Annotated in this window: 14 protein-coding genes; 9 read left to right on the plus strand and 5 right to left on the minus strand. The window is 60.9% G+C overall.

Annotated elements, in window-relative coordinates:
• Positions 1 to 406: 406 nt before the first annotated feature.
• The 4 genes from HTZ84_RS21320 (at position 407) to HTZ84_RS21335 (ending at position 7,651) form a co-directional block, all read left to right on the plus strand.
• Positions 407 to 2,206, plus strand: coding sequence for a hypothetical protein (locus HTZ84_RS21320; protein ID WP_174682657.1), 1,800 nt, complete (start codon positions 407 to 409; stop codon positions 2,204 to 2,206).
• A gap of 710 nt (positions 2,207 to 2,916) precedes the next feature.
• Positions 2,917 to 3,858 (plus strand): hypothetical protein, encoded by a 942-nt coding sequence (locus HTZ84_RS21325; RefSeq protein WP_174682658.1) that lies wholly within the window; start codon positions 2,917 to 2,919, stop codon positions 3,856 to 3,858.
• 620 nt (positions 3,859 to 4,478) lie between these two features.
• Positions 4,479 to 6,278 carry a hypothetical protein gene (locus HTZ84_RS21330; RefSeq protein ID WP_174682659.1) on the plus strand — a complete coding sequence of 600 codons (1,800 nt, stop codon included), beginning with the start codon at positions 4,479 to 4,481 and terminating at the stop codon, positions 6,276 to 6,278.
• A gap of 212 nt (positions 6,279 to 6,490) precedes the next feature.
• The gene (locus HTZ84_RS21335; RefSeq protein WP_174682660.1) at positions 6,491 to 7,651 is read left to right on the plus strand and encodes a glycosyltransferase family 4 protein; all 1,161 of its coding nucleotides are present in this window, start codon (positions 6,491 to 6,493) and stop codon (positions 7,649 to 7,651) included.
• A 316-nt stretch (positions 7,652 to 7,967) separates the two neighbouring features.
• Here the strand turns inward: HTZ84_RS21335 and HTZ84_RS21340 are convergent, their stop codons facing one another.
• On the minus strand, positions 7,968 to 8,564 hold the full coding sequence (locus HTZ84_RS21340) for a DUF7344 domain-containing protein (protein WP_174682661.1): 597 nt from the start codon (positions 8,562 to 8,564) through the stop codon (positions 7,968 to 7,970).
• 750 nt (positions 8,565 to 9,314) lie between these two features.
• On the opposite strand from HTZ84_RS21340, the gene HTZ84_RS21345 reads away from it, so the two are divergent.
• Positions 9,315 to 10,271: a transcription initiation factor IIB gene (locus tag HTZ84_RS21345; protein WP_008895578.1), complete on the plus strand. Its 957-nt coding sequence runs from the start codon at positions 9,315 to 9,317 to the stop codon at positions 10,269 to 10,271.
• Between the two features lie 10 nt (positions 10,272 to 10,281).
• On the opposite strand, the gene HTZ84_RS21350 is transcribed toward HTZ84_RS21345, so the two are convergent.
• A complete protein-coding gene (locus HTZ84_RS21350) occupies positions 10,282 to 10,458 on the minus strand; it encodes a hypothetical protein (protein WP_174682662.1) in 177 nt (58 codons plus the stop codon).
• Between the two features lie 161 nt (positions 10,459 to 10,619).
• Between HTZ84_RS21350 and HTZ84_RS21355 the strand changes: the two genes are divergently transcribed.
• Positions 10,620 to 11,633: an alpha/beta hydrolase gene (locus tag HTZ84_RS21355; RefSeq protein WP_174682663.1), complete on the plus strand. Its 1,014-nt coding sequence runs from the start codon at positions 10,620 to 10,622 to the stop codon at positions 11,631 to 11,633.
• A gap of 503 nt (positions 11,634 to 12,136) precedes the next feature.
• Here HTZ84_RS21355 and HTZ84_RS21360 read toward each other — a convergent pair.
• Together HTZ84_RS21360 and HTZ84_RS21365 are read right to left on the minus strand one after the other, a co-directional pair.
• Entirely contained in the window at positions 12,137 to 13,114 is a 978-nt protein-coding gene (locus HTZ84_RS21360; protein WP_174682664.1) for a coiled-coil domain-containing protein, read from the minus strand.
• A gap of 75 nt (positions 13,115 to 13,189) precedes the next feature.
• Positions 13,190 to 13,450, minus strand: coding sequence for a hypothetical protein (locus tag HTZ84_RS21365; RefSeq protein ID WP_174682665.1), 261 nt, complete (start codon positions 13,448 to 13,450; stop codon positions 13,190 to 13,192).
• Between the two features lie 444 nt (positions 13,451 to 13,894).
• On the opposite strand from HTZ84_RS21365, the gene HTZ84_RS21370 reads away from it, so the two are divergent.
• Positions 13,895 to 14,140 (plus strand): ArsR family transcriptional regulator, encoded by a 246-nt coding sequence (locus tag HTZ84_RS21370; RefSeq protein ID WP_174682666.1) that lies wholly within the window; start codon positions 13,895 to 13,897, stop codon positions 14,138 to 14,140.
• Between the two features lie 324 nt (positions 14,141 to 14,464).
• On the plus strand, positions 14,465 to 15,043 hold the full coding sequence (locus HTZ84_RS21375; RefSeq protein WP_174682667.1) for a hypothetical protein: 579 nt from the start codon (positions 14,465 to 14,467) through the stop codon (positions 15,041 to 15,043).
• Between the two features lie 558 nt (positions 15,044 to 15,601).
• Here HTZ84_RS21375 and HTZ84_RS21380 read toward each other — a convergent pair.
• On the minus strand, positions 15,602 to 16,771 hold the full coding sequence (locus HTZ84_RS21380; RefSeq protein WP_174682668.1) for a hypothetical protein: 1,170 nt from the start codon (positions 16,769 to 16,771) through the stop codon (positions 15,602 to 15,604).
• A gap of 1,076 nt (positions 16,772 to 17,847) precedes the next feature.
• On the opposite strand from HTZ84_RS21380, the gene HTZ84_RS21385 reads away from it, so the two are divergent.
• Entirely contained in the window at positions 17,848 to 18,249 is a 402-nt protein-coding gene (locus HTZ84_RS21385; protein WP_174682669.1) for a response regulator, read from the plus strand.
• Positions 18,250 to 18,340: the final 91 nt, after the last annotated feature.

The raw sequence follows: 18,340 nt of genomic DNA on the forward strand, positions 1-18,340 counted from the left end.
GACCGAGCACGAACGGGTACAAAAACCATCAGAACCGTTGATCGTTCGGAAATCGGGAACGCAACACATATCGACGGGTCGCGATCGATAGGCACTGCCTACAGCCGGACGGCCGGGGGCGGGCCGGCCGGTACGGCCGGCAATCGACGCGTACGCGCACTCGAGGGCGGCGGCTCGACTCGGGGACGGACTCGAGCGTCGCTGCGGAGTTCACAGCCCGTTGCGAACGAATCGGATACCGGTCGCCGACCGCCGCGGAGCGACGGCAGTGAGTGAAGCGCTGACGAACGCTCTCGAGGGACGGCCTCGCGGGATAGGAGCCGTATAACAAACGTCGCTATCGATGACCCTCCGGTCAACACATGCGTATCGACACTGGACCGGACCGTCTCCGTCTCGAGCGAGCATGAAGCGGGCAACGTTCAACGGCCTCGTTGCCGGCGGATTCCTCGCGGTCGCGATCGGGATCCTCGTCGCGAGAGCGAATCCGGCGACGAGCTACGAACCGTCGATATACGCGGCAACGCCGACGCTCACGTGGATCGGCTTCGGGATCGCCCTCGCCGTCGCCGTCAGCACGGCGCTGGTCTGTCGCGGCCGCGAACAGGCCCTCGGGATCGCGCTCGGCGGAACGACGGTCACGGCGATCGTCAGCCTCCCGGTGATCAGAAACTACCGCTTCATCGGGATGGGCGACGGACTCTCCCACCTCGGCTGGACGCGGGACATCGTCGAGGGACAGATGGCGCCCCACGAACTGTTCTACCCCGCCGTCCACACGATCGCGTCGGTCTTCCACTACGTCGGCGGCATCCCGATCGAGCGCGGACTCCTGTTTAGCGTCGTCATCCTGTTCGTCCCGTTCCTGATCTTCGTCCCGCTGATCGTCCGGGAGATCGACGGCGACGGGCTGGCGATCGGGATCGCGGCGATCGTCTCGTGGATGGTGTTACCGATCAACAACGTCGCGACGCACATGGGCGTGCACACGAACTCGAACGCCCTATTCCTGGTGCCGGTCGTCGTCTTCGCGTTCGTCGCGTACCTCCGGCGCCGGGCGACGATCGAGCGCCTCCCGCTGGGGCTGTCGCCGTTCAGCCTCCTGATCTACCTCACGGGGCTCGGGCTCCTGCTGGTCCACCCCCAGCACATGATCGGCGTCATCGTGTTGATCGGCTCGATCGCCGGCATCCAGTATCTCGCCCGGCGACGGTACGACGATCATCCCATGCTCGATCACCCCACGATGTACGCCCACACGGTCGTGCTGGGCGCTATCTTCACCCTCTGGGCCGCGAGCAACGAGCGGTTCCGCGACGCGTTCGCCGGCCTCATCATCGGCGTCTTCGAGGAGGACATCGGCGGCGGCGCCGAGGTCGGACAGCGCGAGTCCTCACTCCAGGAGATCGGCGGCAGCATCGTCGAACTGTTCGTCACGATGTTCCTCGAGTTGGCGATCGTCGCGCTCGTCGTCGGCGTCTTCGTGTTGCTCGTCTGGCTCGGACGGACCGCGCTCGATCCGGAGACGAAGTCCCAGATCAACTACCTCTCGCTCTCGCTGTTCCCGCTGACCGGGCTGTTCGTCGTCTACTTCGTCGGGACGCCGACGATGGCGTTCCGGCAGGTCGGCTTCATCGCCGTCCTCCTGACGGTGCTGGCGGGCATCGCGCTGGCCCGCGGCATCGACGCGCTTTCGGGAGTCATCACGCGCCCGGGCGCCAGCGCCGTCGCGGCGCTCCTCCTCGGCGGCTGTCTCGTCCTCGGGCTGATGACGGTGTTCGCCTCGCCGATCATCTACAACCCCGGCCAGCACGTGACCGACGAGACGTTCAGCGGCTACGACTCCGCGCTGGACCACTCGAGCGAGGACACGCCCCTCGTCGGGATGGGACACAACCCGTACCGGTACGATCACGGGCTCAACGGTCTCGAGGGCGAAGGCACCCTCTCGGCCGGCTCCGCCTCGACCGGAACCGTCGATCCGGAGACGTTCGAAGCGGGCGACTACGAGGAGGCGTATCGCGGCATCGACTACAACTTCATCGTCACCGAGTACGACCTCACGCGCGAACTCGAGGTCTACCAGGAGCTCCACTACAGCGACGAGTCCCTCGAGGACTTCGAGACCGACTCGAGCGCCAACAAGGTGATCTCGAACGACGAGTTCCGGATGTACACCGTCGACGGCGCGGACGATCCCGAATAACCGCGTCGTCGGACTATTCTGCGAACCGGTCGCGACTTCCCCCGCGCGCGTTAGTCTCTTGAGTCGATGCAGGCGGAGTCGCTTCGATCGGCCGTTCCGACTCGTCACTCGCTCGGGCGTGGCGCGTTCGGCCACGCGCACACGGGTTCGGCCGGCCGACGGCTCGAGAGAACGCCAGCGTCCGAACGGACCCGAATCGCGCGAGTGGCGGCCACCAGAGCAGCGGTCGGCTACCGTCTCGCGGACCGTCGCGCCGACGCCCGACAACCGATCGTCGCACGCTCACCGACGGGGCGGTCACTCGCGCGACCGTCGCCGCGTCGACCGCCCGCTCGAAGCGCCTCGCTACCGACGCTCGAACGAGCGGCGCGGACCCGCGGTCGCTACCGAGAGACGAGGTGGCGTCTGGTTGTCATGAATGCGCGAATAATTGTCGAACAGTCGCGGCAGTCCGGTTCCACCGTCGCGAGCACCCGATCAGAATTCGCGTCTCGAATCGGCCGCTACAGGACCTCACGGCCGAAGTAATCGCATATTTCCGCGCTAAAACTCGGTTACTCGGCGGTCTGTTGCCCACCCATTATTCATAATTTCTTGAGAGAATAGCCATATATTCTGTCTTGTTCGTCAGAGTTAGAAATATATTCTGTAAATTTAATCCATATTCCCAAGGAAAAGTTTATGAGTGCAAGACCAGGTTACGCAAGTGTATGGCGCAGAACCCCCGTACGTCCGAGACGGACACCACGCCGACTACAGGCCGTAACGACGGATTAAGCCGCCGCAGCTACGTGCGCTCGGTCGCCGCGGCCGCCGCCGCGGTGACGTCGTTCGGCGCCGCCGGCACGGCGTCCGCCCAGGGCGACTACGAGGTCATCGAAGCCAGCGGCCAGACGATCACCGTCGGCGACGGTGAGACCTGGGAGAACAAGCTCCTCGACCTGACGAACGGCCAGGACGTCGTCGTCGTCACCGAGGGAAGCGACTGGACGATCCGAAACGTCGGCGTCAAGGGCCGCAACACCTCCGGCACCGGCTCCTCGATGTTCGGTATCTCCGACGCCGGCGGCTCGAGCACCATCGAGAACGTCTACCTCGGCGACGGCTCCGACGAGCGAAACGGGAGCTCGAGCGGCCACGGGCAGACGGCCTTCTGGGCCAACCCCGAGCACTCCGGCCACATCGACATGAAGAACGTCAACATCCAGAACTTCGCGGACAACGCGGTCTACGGCTCCGCGCCGGGCAACGCCGGCGGCGGGACGATCCACATCGACCGCTGTTTCGCCGCGAACTGTTACGTCTCCCACTTCCGTCTCGCGACGGCGGGAAGCAAGGTGACGAACTCCAGCGTCCTCGTCGACCAAGAGGGCTACGCCGGCCGCGGTATCTGGGCGTGGGCCCCCGGGCCGATCGAGGTCGAGAACTGCCAGATCTCGATGAACGGGCAGAACACCGCGATCGACGCCGGCGCCAACGGCAAGGGCACCGAGGTCGTCCTCCGGGACACCGACTACGACGAGCAGGCCGGCATCGCCGAACACGCCGGCTCGAACGTCCGACTCGAGGGCGACTCGGGCACCGACCCCGAGGCGTTCATGCCGGAGGGAACCCCGACCAGCGCCGAGGAAGCCGCCTCCGGTTCCAACTAACGCCCCGCTGACACGACGCGACAGCCCCCTCCCCTCCCCGATCGCCTCCACGATCGGTTCGCCGCCCCCCGCTGACGCCCCCTCCGCCGACGCAGCCGCCCTCCCCCCGCTGACGCCCCCTCCGCCGACGCAGCCGCCCTCCCCCCGCTGACGCTGCCCCTCCGCTCACCCCCGTTCCGTTTTCCTCGCTGATTCGGCGTTTCGTTCGCGCGCGTGCATCGACCACTTCGTCCCGCTCGACTCGAGTCGGGGCGATCCGGATCGGAACCCTATTCGCGATCAGCGATATCACTCGACGAACTACCGTCCGAGCTCGGGGCGCCGAACACACCGGTATTCCGGGGACCGATCCGCTCGCCGGACGCTCGAAAGAGGCCGGTAATACGGTATTACTCGCTTCCGATCGGTCATCGAGAACCGATCGAGATCGTTCAGAACCGCTGTAGCGGCGGGTAATTCGCTATTACCGCCGTCCGGAAACAAATATCCGATAATACAATATCGCACGTATTTATTCGAATAGTTTTGTTTGATCACAGTCACGAAATAACTATCGTCTGTAAATTTTAAGTATAATAGAAGAGAAAGTTTATGGTGGTAGTGTCTGATTACCTGATTGCATGGCACGCGACTCTTCGGTAGCGGACGACGATCGGTGCGTCGGCGAGGACGCGCCGACGACCGACGACGGACCGGACGGATTGCTCCACCGGCGATCGTACATGAAACTCGCCGGTGCAACGACGGCGGCGGCAGCGACGTTCGGAACGAGCGTCAGCGCCGCCGAGGACTACGAGGTCATCCCCGCGAACGGGCAGGTCGTCCGGATCGGCCGCGGCGAGACGTTCGAGAACAAACTGATCGATCTCACGACCGGGAAGAGCTTTCTGCTGCTCGTCGAGGGAGCAAACTCCGTTATCCGAAACATCGGATTCGAGGGGCTCTACCGCGGCGACCAGTTCCTGATCTCGATCAGGGCCGACCGGGGCGACGTCCTCTTCGAGAACATCTACATGGGCGACGGCGCGACCAAGGAAGGCGCGGACTTCGTCCACGGACCCGGCGCGGTCTTCATGCACAAGCAAAGTCAGGCGAACCTGACGTTCCGCCGGTGTAACGTGCAAGGGTTCCCGAACAACGGCTTCTACTGTTCGAACACCGCCTCCGGACCGAGCAGCGTCCACTTCGACACCTGTTTCGGCAAGAACAACGGCGTCACGACGTTCCGCTGTGCGAGCGGCGACGACGTGATCGAGAACTGCGTCGCGTACAACGACACCACCGACTACGGACGGGGCTACGGCGGCTACACCGAGACCAACGGCCGCCCCGTCTGGGTCTGGTCGGGCGGCGACGTCACGATTCGCGACTCCCACTTCGCCGACGGTCCCTACCCCTACGCGATGGTCGCCGGCGCCAACGGCTCGGCCGGTCGCGCCACCTTCGAGAGCGGCGGCTACCGCGGCACGATCCAGCGGGCGAGCGGATCGACCGTCACCGTCGCCGACGCCGTCTCGAACGATCCCGATCTCTCGGTTCCCGACGGCGTCCCCACGTCGGCCGAAGCGGCCGCCTCGGGCGACTCGAGCGCTGCCTCGAGCGCCGAGGTGAACGCCGAAAGCGCCGCGAACGACGAGCAACTTCCCCACGTCGTGCTCGTCGACGGCGACGCCTCGGACGTGACGCGCTACGAGTTCGCCGTCGACGGCGCGGTCGAGGCCGCGAACTACGAGGGCGCGTCGATCGACGTCGGCGACGGGATTACGGACGGGAGCGTCAGCGGCGTCGTCGCCGACTGGAAGGACGCCTTCCGGTTCGACGGCGACCTCGAGGCGCTCACCGTCGACGGGCCGGGAACGGTCTTGGTCGACGGCGAAGCGGTCGATCCGGCCGACTACGGCGCGGAACTCCCGCACGTCCTCGAGGTCGCGGGTCGGGGCGTGCCGACGAGTTTCGAGATTTCGGTCGAGGGCGAGATCGAACTCGACGGGGAGGACGACGCGACGACGATCGCGGAGTCGACCGTCCAGAGTTCGGTCACCGACGGCAGCCGGACGTTCCGGTTCTCGGGCGCGGTGACCGACGTGACGATCATCAACGGCGGCGCCGACGTCAGCGTCGACGGCGAGGAGATCGATCCGGCGGACTACGGCGACCACGAACTGCTCCCCCACGCGGTGGTCATCGACGGGACGGAGGCCGACGAGCCGAGCGCCTACGCCTTCGAGACCGACGGCGCGGTCGTCAAGTCCACCCACAGCGAGGCCACGATCGACGAGGACGACGTGATCGAGGACCGAACCGTCCGCGGCGTCGCCGGCAACTGGGCCGACGCCTACTGGTTCGACGGCGACATCGAGGACTTCACCCTGCGCGGTCACGCGACCGTCGACGTGCAGTACAACGTTCGCGAGCAGTAATTCGCGCCGTCCGGTGATCGTCCCGTTCCGGATCGGTCGCGCGGGCGCGGGCGGCGGGGCGAGATCGGTCGCCCGCTCGCAGCGCATCGACGGCGGACGGTCGACGATCGACGTTCATTTTCGCTGTTGCATTCCGCGGTACTGACCGGTACGTGTCGAGTACGTTCGGTACGAGCAGTATAACAATCCATCTGATAGACCACCCTCGTGGTATGAACATCGGTTTCTATCACGATGCCGCCGGAACCCGCCACGCCGGCGGAATCGCCGTCTACACGCAGCAGATGGCGGCCGCACTCAGTCGGTCGAACGACGTCTATCTCTACACGCAGCGCGGAGAGCCCGCGCCGATCGTCCGCGAATCGGACGTGACCGTCGTCGAGACCCCGTCCTTCGACAGCGACTGGCCGGCCTCGCTCGAGGAGTCGCTCCCGGTCGGCTCCCAGGACTGGACGAAAGCCCGAATGACGCTGTGGGCCGAGCGAAACGGCGTCATCGACCACATCGACGACACCCTGGACGTGCTGTTTACCGCCCACTATCTCGACGATCTCCTCCTGTCGAATCTGGTCGACGTGCCGACGGTCTACACCTACCACCGGCTCTCGGATATCGGGATCGGCGCGAAACTGCAACAGGCGTTCTCCGCGACGGAGCTGATTCTGGCCAACTCGCCGGAGACCGCGGACCGCGTGGAATCGGCGTTCGACGTCGACGTCGCGGAGATCGTCTATCCGGGCGTCGACACGGACCGGTTCCGGCCCGACGCCGATCCCGTCATCTCGAGTCGCGATCCGATCATCCTCTTCGTCGGCCGGCTGGTCGAAGCGAAGGGGATCGACGAACTGCTCGAGGCGGTCGCCCGGCTCGAGGGCGATCAGGAGCTTCACGTGGTCGGGCGCGGCGACCAGGAGCGGATCCGCCGGCGGGCCCGCGACCTCGGAATCGCGGAGTCGGTGGAACTCCACGGCGAAGTTCCCCACCCCGAACTGCCGGGCTACCACGCCGGCGCCGACGTGTTCTGCCTGCCGAGTCACGACGAGAGCTTCGCGATGGCAAACGTCGAGGCGATGGCCTGCGGGCTGCCGGTCGTGACGACCGACCTCGAGGCGATCCAGACGTACCTCGCCAACGGCGACAACGGACTCCTGTCCCGCGTCGGGGACCCGCAAGATCTGGCCGACAAACTGAAGCTCGTCCTCGAATCGCCGGAGCTGCGGGCGCGGCTCGGCGAGCAGGCCCGCACTGACGCGCAGGCGTTTGCGTGGCGGACGCAGGCCCGTCGGCTCGAGGCGTTCTGTGCCGACGCCCTCGACGTCGAGGAGGAGATCGAGGCGGTTCGGCCCGATCAGCCGCGCCCGAACACGGTCTGAACGGCGACGGCGCGGCTCGTCGAGTGCGACGGACGGCGATAGTAATGAGTATCCCCTCAAGCGGCGGCGGGTCGCGCGGATCTCGAGCGGGCGTCGAGATGAGTGGAAAGGTGGCTCCCGCGCCTGAATCGGAAACAGATGCTGGCACGCGAACTGCTCCGGTACGGATGACGGTCGTCGGGAGCCGTTCGTCCGTTCGAGTGCCGTGAATAAAAGTCCTTCTTACCTGCCACCGCGAGAAATCGTATCAACCGCTGCGAGAACCCGCGATCGTCGACGGCTCGAGCGAGCCGTCGACCCACTCCCGACCGAACAGTCACTCGATCCGCGATAACTTGCCGTCGACGTTCCGTTCGCGCCGTCGATTCGACACGGCGTGTGCCACCGAGAGGGCGAAGAAGGCGACGACGACGACGCCGGCGAGCCCGAGCGTCGGGACGGCCGACAGCGGCGGAACGCTAAGGAACGCACCGGTGACGAGTGCCGCACCGACGACGCTCAGGGCCGCGTACCACCGATCCCACCGATCCTGCTGGTGGGTATCCGTGTCCAGATACATCATCAGCAGGTCGGCGTTGTCCGAAAGCGAGATCAGTCCCCGATCCTGATCGTACTCGACGATACCGGCGTCGTCCATCTTCGGTAGATGCGTCTGGTAAAGGGCGACGTACACGCGCTTGCGTTGATCGGAGCTGAGCGCGCTGACTTCGGTATCGTTCTCCCAGGCCGCGATCTGTTCGGCGAGTTCGCCGAGGGTGACCGTATCGTCGGCCTCGAGTAAGTACGCGAGGACTTCGCGTCGACGTCGGTTCTTCAGGAGCTCGAAAATGACGTCTTTCGACAGTCGTTGCTCCTCGTTCGAATCGGCGACCGATGCGATCTCGTCGGGCAGAGACGTATCGATCGACGACATTACGATCGACCCCCTGTAGCCGGGATCGCGCTCCGGTTCGATTCACACTGGTTACCGTACACGAAACGGCTGCCAAACTGTCGAATCGACGGAAGCCGCTGTCTGCTCGGTCGGCAAGTCGCAGTCACGATTGACACACCAAGTTGTACACCAATACTGAAACTCTTAAGGACGGCCACGTTTCGCACCGGCTGCAAAGCAGGTATGGAACGGCTTCGATCGGTCGCCGACGGCGTCGGGTATCGAGGTGGCGTCGGACGGTCTCGAGAATCGCTCGGCGAGAACAGTATTGGACGATTGTTCGACTGTACCGAGCGCGTACACGCACGACCGTTAGGGTAGCAGGGGCGTGAGCGGGGTCGAGGGACTGAACTGGGACACGACACTGGTTCGAAACGTTTGGTGCCGGCGACATAAAGGCGAACGACAGTTCGCCGGCGAAAGCCATATTTACGCGATGAACACGCGATTTACGTCCCGTTCATGAGGGAACGATGACCACATTTCATGTAGCATGTTCACTATAGACACAGTAGGGCGACGGCGCTACGCGATAGCGCTACGCCCGAACGCGACCGATGGGACACGGTCTCGGCACGGTTCGATCGACGCCACACAGCAGCGTCAGCGGCGATATGTCGCTTCTCTCATCTTCTCGCTTTCGAGCGAGGACGGCCGACTCGTAAGTCTGCGTTTCCCGCGAAACCATGTTAACCCCTTACAGTGCCTGCACCGATTCTTCCACTACTGATGACGCGGTCCATTATCGATCACACCACGAGCGAATCAACCGAGACAGAGACCGGTCTATGTCCGGACTGCGAAACCGATACGATCGTCCACGACCCGGACCGCGGCGAGCGAGTCTGCGAGGAGTGCGGGCTCGTTCTGACCGAAGATCCGATCGATTACGGCCCCGAATGGCGAGCCTTCAACGCCCAGGAACACGACGAGCTCTCCCGCGTCGGCGCGCCGCTGACCCAGTCGATGCACGATCGGGGACTGACGACGACCATCGACTGGCGCAACAAGGACGCCAACGGCCACTCGATGTCGGCCGACAAACAGGGCCAGCTCCACCGACTCCGCGTCTGGCAGGAACGCATCCGCACGAAAAACGCCGGCGAACGCAATCTGAAGTACGCGCTCTCGGAAATCGATCGCATGGTCAGCGCGTTAGGAGTTCCAAAGCCCGTCAAAGAGACCGCAAGCGTCATTTACCGACGCGCGCTCGAGCAGGATCTCATCCGCGGCCGATCGATCGAGGGCGTCGCCACCAGCGCGCTGTACACGGCCTGTCGTAAGGAGGACATTCCGCGGAGCCTCGAGGAAGTAACCTCCGTCTCCCGGGTCGACCAGCGGGAGATCGGCCGGACGTATCGGTATATCGCCGACGAACTCGACATCAATCTGGAGCCGACGAATCCGCGCCAGTTCGTTCCCCGCTTCTGTTCCGAACTCGACGTCGGCAAGGACGTCGAGACGAAGGCCGTCGAAATCATCGACCAAACGACCGAGCAGGGGCTACACTCGGGAAAGTCGCCGACCGGCTTCGCCGCCGCCGCCATCTACGCCGCCGGGTTGTTGTGCGACGAGACGATCCCCCAGCGGGCCGTCGCCGACACCGCCCAGACGACCGTGGTCACGGTACGGAACCGGTACCGCGAGCAACTCGAGGCGATCGATCAGCAGCCGGCGACGACGTGATCGGCCGCGGTCACATGATCGATCGCTCGTCTTCTTCGTAGAGTCCCTCGTCGGCCAGCGCGTGGAGGTTCGCGTACGGCACGAACGCGATGAACTCGTCGTCCTCGTCGTAGAGTTCGACGCCGTCGTCGACGTGGTCGTACCGCTCGCACTGGATCTGTCCTTCGGGGAGGATTGCGCGATACATACTCCCTAGGACGCCGTCCACCCAAATATAGCTGGGCGGTGGTTTCGGTCGCGGGGAGCGGATTTCGCGTGTTCTCGCATCCGCACGCAACCACGGCGACGAGCCGCTACCGTGAGGAAATCGTTACAGTGATGACACTACGATGTCGAACGGAATTCAGAATGAGCGAGGATACCGAGGTCGACGTCGAAGTCCACGAGGACGTCACGTACGCGACGCGCGACGCCGGCGAGCTGGGGCTCGATCTGTTCGTCCCCGCGGTCGACGATCCGCCGCTGGTCGTCTACGTCCACGGCGGCGGCTGGATCGCCGAGACCCGCGACAACGTTCCGGAGCCGGAACGGTACGCGGCCGAGTGGGAGTGTGCGATCGCCAGCGTGAGCTACCGATTGGCCGCGATTCCCGACGCCCTCGAGGACGGCGTCGAGTTCGCGATCGACCCGGCGAACGACACGCCGCGGGGCGTCTTCCCCGACCAGTTCGTCGACGTGAAGGCGGCGATCAGGTGGCTGCGGGCGAACGCCGACGAGTACGGCTACGACGCGACGGACGTCGCGGCGTGGGGCGCGTCGGCCGGCGGTCACCTGGCCCTCCTCGCGGGAGTCGTCGACGACGTCGAAGCGCTCGCGGGGGACGCCTTCTCGGAAGCGGACCTCGAGAAGGCGGTCGCCCCCGACGAGTCGGGCGCCGTCCAGGCGGTCGTCGACTGGTACGGCGTCGCGGATCTCACGCTGGTCCCGGACGACCCGACCGATCCCGCCTCGCTGCTCATCGGCGGCCCGAAATCGGAGCGCGAGGCCGCGTTCGTGCAGGCGAGTCCGGTGACCCACGTCTCCGCGGAGACGCCGCCGGTCCTCTGTATGCACGGTCGCGAAGACGCGGTGGTTCCGATCGAACACAGCCGCGTGCTGTTCGACGCGCTGGACGAGGCCGGCGTCGACGCGGCGCTGTACGAACTGCACGACCGCAACCACGTCTGGGTGACCGGCGGCGTCGAGGAGATCGAGTCGGAACGGGTAGCGATGGACCTCCTGACCGCGGATCCGACGCCCGCACAGTCGATCACCGAGACCGTCCACCTCGAGGAAGGCGGCTCCGCGACCTCGCTCATCGACGGGACGCCCCCGGCGGGACCGGACGCGATCGAGCGATTCCTCGAGCGCACGATCGAGTAATCCGGAATCGGCGTCCGGTGGCTGAATCGGGAGCAGCGGACGTCGGTCGTATGCGCGAGAGACACTGCTTTCCTCCCCCTGCGTCCGCATCCTTCCGAAAGCGCGGCCCCGCGAATCAGCGACAAGTCGGACACCCCGCTATCGACGTGTTCGGCGTTACGTGGCGAGACGGAGAGAGTGGATTTCGTGTGTTCTCGTTCTCGAGCCACACCCGATACCGAGTGTAGCGGACACCCCGCTATCGATGTCTTCGATCTCACTTTGATTGAGGGGGAGGATTCACGACCGGGTCCGTCTCCCGTGGACAGCCGTCGTCTCCGGCCAGCACTCGCTGGCCCGTCTGCGGGATCGACCGCCGACGACCGCTCGAGACGGACCCAGAGCTACCGAACCCGAGCGAACACCCGCGAGCGGTTGCATCGCGTGTCGGTGGAACCGTCTCGAGTCCCGGTCGGGGACTAGATCACCCGCGCTCGAGGGCGGGCGCGGTCGCGTGGACGGCGCTAGCCGTGGACGCCAGTTGTCTCCGGGTCGGGCGGGTCCGGCTCGCCCGCCTCGTCACCGGTGGTCGTCGCACCGTCGCGGCTCCCCGCGCCGGGGATCGAGGCGTCCGCGGGGAGGAGCAGCCGTCGTTCGGTGTACTCGAGGCCGTTCTTGCGTTCGGTCTTCCGGCGCACCGCGAGCCGGTTCTTCGAGAGGTCGAGGACGGCGTCGATCGTCCGGGAGACCAGCTTCTTCGCGTAGCTCTCGGAGATGCCCGGCTCCCGGCGGCGGATCCAGTGTCGGAGGTCGCTGGCCGTGACGTACTCGGCGACGTCCTTGCAGCCGCGTTCCCACGGATCGTCGCCGACGCTCGGGTCGGTCCGGGCCTGCCAGAGCTTCGCGGCCAGTCTGGTGGGCAAGGAGTTCGCCGCGGCGCGGCGGCGATCGTCGTCCATCCGGGCGAGCTGCTGGATCGGGAGCAAGTCGCCGAAGGCGAGCGACACGTCGCCGCCGCGCTCGAGCGGGTCGGCGCTCTCCGGGAGGCGGTAGTAGGCGTTCCCGTCGTCCTTCTCGATGCGCTCGAGGCGGCCGTCGGCGACGGTGACCGCGCACTCGTCGACGTTGTCGGTCTCGAGGTGGGCGCCCTTCTCGAGTTCGCGGGACTGGAGCTCAGCGATCCGCTCCTTGTTCGCGGTGGCCTTGTTGCACGCGGCTTCGGCGAGGCCCTCGAGTCGCCGCGTTTCCGACTCGAGGTCGTCGGCTCGCGTTTCGACGGCCTCGGTCCGCGTCTCGCAGTCCGCGAGCTGGTCCTCGAGTTCGGCGACGGTGTCGGCGAGTCGGTCGCGGTCGCGTTCCAGTTCCTCGATGCGGTCGTCCTTGCGCTCGAGTTCGGTCTCGAGGGACTCGAGGCGGTCGCGAAGGCGTTCGAACTCGCCGCTACGGGCGGGGTCGGAATCGGTCGACGGCGATGCGTCCGTGTCGGGTGCTGACGATGGCATTGAACTGTCTGCTGTGGGGAAAGATGGTCGGACGGCGATACGACGGCTCGAGCGACGCTGCGGGCGGCGTCGAACTCAGGTCGAGTCCCGCAGCTCGTCGGTGGCGTGGGGGTGATCCCGAAGCGCGAGCGTCAGCGGGTGGAGCTGGGCTCGGATCTCGCGCAAGTGACGCCGCGCCCGTGCGCGCGTCGGCTCGTCGAAGGGCTCGGTCTCCGCGATCGACTCGAGGAGCCGTTCGGTCTCCCGATCGAGCGCCTCGAGTCGCTCGATATACTGGCGGACGAGCATGGCCTCGAGGCGCTCGCGCTCGGTCGGGACCCGCGGCTCGTCGGTCATCGGCGGTCACCTCTCGGTTTGTGGGTGGCCGGGTCTCGAGAAAGTCTAATCGCCCGCGCGTACGTGCGGAGTGGAATAATACGTTTCAGTGTGTCGTACGTGTAGCCATCGCCGTGATGGGCAGCCGCTACGCCTGACTCGTGAGCCCTACAGTTATGGGCCCGTGGGCTTTCTTGTCGCATGGCTTCTGAAATCCCTGGTGTGGGATCGGAAGCCGCGTCCGACGTGCTCCTACACGTCGGGCAGTTCTCGACGAGTGCCCGGAGGACCGGCTTCCATACGTCTCATCACAGCGTGACAGTAAATAGCTTACTCACTATCTCTGCGTCATAACGCAGTATTTCAGTCTAAAAAAGCAGTGTTAGTGAGTAGTTCACACACATCGTAGCGCATATGAATACAGTTCGTAATACTGCAAGCGTGGTTCGACAACCTGCGGAGTGGATGCAACCCGTCGACGACCGAATCCTCGAGATTTTCCGCGACCACGGAAATCTCACCCCCGCAGCAGTCGAGAAATTCGGTGGTCCCTCGAGTAGCCACGCCAGCCGTAGGTGCAAACAGTTAGCTCGGTACGGCCTCCTCGAGCAGATCGTCACCGGCCTCTATACGATCACTGACGAGGGAAAGGCATATCTCGATGAGGAGTTGGATGCGAGCGAACTCGAAGCATCAGCCGAGACTTCGTAGCAACTTCCCGTGCGACAATTGAGATACTGTCTCTTTACTTCATACCGAATTTGTGATCACGAACCTCTCTTTCCACCCATATCTTCATTGAAATCTACAATGTTGAGAGATGAAAGTGGACGGAGAGACCTTATTCTAGAGATAACGGTAAATCGGAATATGAACACGGAAAACCCGTCCTCGTGTTCATATTCGAGAAATTGATCCTCGCGATGTACAACTGCAGGGGAAGAAAAGAGTTGGCCATGACTTGAATTATCTGTTTCAGTAAATGGAGGGGTTTTGGCAATAACACATATTATTTTACAGGATAGTATCTTGACTATGATATCGCTGTTGGGGGTTGCTTGCAACTTCGTAGGGTCGGCATTTATGGCTGTTCCTCAAATACCAAGTGTCTTCAAATGGTTCCATTCTTATTATCCAATTTCGAACATCGATGCCGCAGAGACCAAACTATATACTGACGAAGAAATCACCAAGAAAAATCCGAACTTCGGATATATGTCTAAAATTCTCCGTTCGATGCCAGAACCGTTTAATCAAGGGAGACACCAATTCCTTTCTGAAACTACTGCAGTATTCTATTCTGAGTCATTTGATGAGGAAATCAGGGTCGAAACAGCCGAACTAAATCTAATAAAAATAGAGAAAATAGGTGATGATTATGTTTCTGACTCTGACTTTCGGTTGATATTTGAACCTAAGAACAAGCGCGAGATGCGATCAAAACTTCCGGTTGTAGGGGAAGACATAAGTTTCCGTACTGAAGTTCCAAATGGGCGATTCCCAGATATGGTAGAAGAATATAAGGAGACTTTTTTCGTCAAATGGGGAGTTATCATACTGACGATAGGGTTTCTAATTCAGCTCTCGCCATATGCACTGTCACTCATAATATAATTTATAGGTACCGTGGGTTGTGTCTAAATTACACTACTTAAGTTACCGAATCGCATCACTTACTGTAAGCCATGCTGGTCCGCGATTTCGACGCAAGGCTCAAGGCCAGATATTCTTTCTCCATTCCTTTGTGCTCCTGCGTGAGCAGTACCAGTGCGAGGACGATCAGAAGATCGTCTTGTGGGTGCCGCATGACGCACACGGCTGGCTGCGGCTTTACTGATAAACCCTCGTAGGCGTATCCGACAATCATAGTTACCGAGGTTCCACCTCTTCCTACCAGCAGGGTAGCGCTGCTGTGACGTCCAATATCTGCCGGCTCAATTTTTCACTAGCGCGGCACGCAGAGCGCGCGCTGCGCAATTACCCTGCCCCCTTAGGCCCCTATCAGTACTGGCACTACACCTATCTGATTGTCATTGTTGTCATTGTACACACGGATTTTCACAGTTCGTGTGCATATTCAAGAGCCAAGATTTGTCGGCGTGCATCCGTAGGAGAAAGGAGAGGAGATATTAAAATCAAACATTACCTAGTATGATTGAATATTTCTTCCCCCTATACCTCATCCTCTATTTCTAGTTCATCTTCTACTTCAACATGTTCCATCATAGAGCTTATTGTTTCAGAAGCCATTGCAACTGTTACCGCTGCTTCGTGAAGAGACGGTGATCTATTTGGATGGTTAACCTCATTCCTTTTTCTACGCAAATAATCTAGATTAGATAAAACATCTGGATCGTCTCCTCGATTGTTGAATTCACTTTGCAATTTCCCTAATACAGTTCCCCAGGTGTCATCAGCTGCTTCTTCATCTAACTCCTGCTTATACCATTCACGTAAAATATACTCAATACTTCTCAGGACCATTATGACACTTGCTGTAGGACAGTTCGCTGCAAGTGCTGAACATCCTTCGTGCAAGTCTTGTTTTGTCTGTTCTGGAATTTCCTCCCACATATTGCCTTCAAATAGATGATCCGGCGATTGTAGTATCTCTTCAATATCTATTATCGGGGCATCAGCGATTGTGAATCTCCGCTGTTCGGCTAATTCGTATCTTAGAACAGTCCGCCAAGTTTCAACTTTATTTGATAATCTATTACCATATTGGGCCGACAGAGTAGGGAGATCGCCATCATTGTTCTCATCTTCAGAAGTATCTTTTTCATCGTTCTCTTTCGGAGAATCACCTTTAGAAGTGTCTTCTTCAGATTCAATATATGCTCTTTCAAGTTCACTTTCAAATGACCTAATCTCACTCTTTACCGCAGGGGATGATCCAACTGTATCTAACATATCTCTTACTTCCGATAATGCTGATATAATATAGTTATCATCTTTAGAATAAACCTGATATCTATTATATCCTGCCTGACGTAAATACTGTAATTTCCAGCCGAGGTTAAATGCACCGTACAGAGTTAGATTTAGTTCGTCTTCACTCTCTTCTGAACCAGTTTCGGGAGAGTCCTCTTCGGAAGAATCATCTTCGGGAGATTCCTCGGGAGAGTCCTCTTCGGAAGAATCATCTTCGGGAGATTCCTCGGGAGAGTCCTCTTCGGAAGAATCATCTTCGGGAGATTCCTCGGGAGAGTCCTCTTCGGAAGAATCATCTTCGGGAGATTCCTCGGGAGAGTCCTCTTCGGAAGAATCATCTTCGGGAGATTCTTCGTCAGGAGGTCGTGAGTCTGCTTCCTCTTCCTCTGAAATTCCTTCATTCGCCATATGTAACTAATTCTTGAGTTACTGACTAAATTAAGTTTCCATTATAACTCTTTGGCGGAACATCCCCATATTTTAATTCACCTGAGGTTAGCCACAGCTAGACTTCTAAGTAGACTTGACAAACACGATAATCAAGATACCTCCACGGACTACTGATAAGGTAGGACCTCTGTGGCTTCCGTAATTAGCCGGCCAATTTTCGCGGGCGCAGCGCGCAACCATTCTAATTTGTGAAGGAAATCATGTTCTATCATCATTCTGAGATTGGCACTGATATCGGAGTAATGGTGGCGAAGAACTCGGCTGATCAAGGCGTCTGTTGATACTAAGTCATCCTTCTCGGCACACCTTTCGCTAAGTGTAGAATCGATCCAGTCCGGTGCTACTGATATTGTATAGAAAGACCCGAGAACGAGTATAAAAGCCACTAACCCAAAACTGTGCAGATACAAAACCCCATGTTCCATATATCCTGAAGCAGCTACCCCTCCCATTACTCCGCCAATAAGAGTTTTACTAGCATTCTCTAGTGCTTCTCGAAACGTATTATCCATCAAGTCAAATTTCAACTGGAGTTCTGTTGTGCGGAGGTGGAGGTGGGGCGCTGTCCCCTTGGGGATGTTCTCTACTCGAGCCCACTAATACGTCGCTCACTGCAAGTCCATGTGAATCGGTGATCTCGGATACAAGACCCAGTCTTCTTTCTCCCTCTCTTCTGCTCCCGAACGAGCGATGACAGTGTGTGAATATCAGTAGATTGTCTTGTGGATGCCGCATAACGCACCCGGCTACGGCTCTACTGCGACCCCTTGAGACGTATTCGGCAACTACAAATGTCGATTTTCTACCACGTCTGACGAGCAGGACACGCTCGGAGGACGGGACGCCGAAACAGCGTTCTCACAGTCTGTTCCGGCCGAGATTCCCCAGAAACGGCGATAACAACGGGCGTTACAGCAGCTCTAAGAATACTTGTGAGACAGGAAAGCGAGAAATTCCGTTAAACTGGGATAGAACCACCAAACGCAACTGAACCGAGATACGCCCTTTTTGCCGTATAGCCCGAACCCGGTGACATGGGTGAAGGGGCTGCGGAGAGCGCGGAGATCCTCTTAGTCGAGGACAATCCCGGAGACGTGCGGCTGGTCGAAGAGGCGCTTCAGGGGACCGACAGTACCCTTCATATCACGAGAGACGGGACGGAGGCGCTCGACTTCCTGCACCGACGGAACGAATTCGCCGACGTTCCGCATCCGGACATCGTGCTGCTCGATCTGAACCTGCCGCAAGTAGACGGCACGCAGATCCTCGATGAAATCCGGAGCGATCCCGAACTGGAGCAGCTTCGAGTGACCGTCTTGACCAGCGTCCCCGAGGAATACGCCGCTCCCGAGCTGGACGAGCTCGGCGCGAACGGCTTTTTCGCCAAACCGGCAGATCCCGACGAATTCATGGCCCTCGTGCGTCGAGTGATCTAGCACTGGACGACGGGACTTCGCTTTCTCGGTCCATCCGAGCACTGCCGCGTACCCTCCCCCGGCTGTAACAATACACGAACCCATTTTATAA

Origin of the sequence: Haloterrigena gelatinilytica (genome assembly GCF_013342145.1) — an archaeon.
Taxonomy (GTDB): domain Archaea; phylum Halobacteriota; class Halobacteria; order Halobacteriales; family Natrialbaceae; genus Haloterrigena; species Haloterrigena gelatinilytica.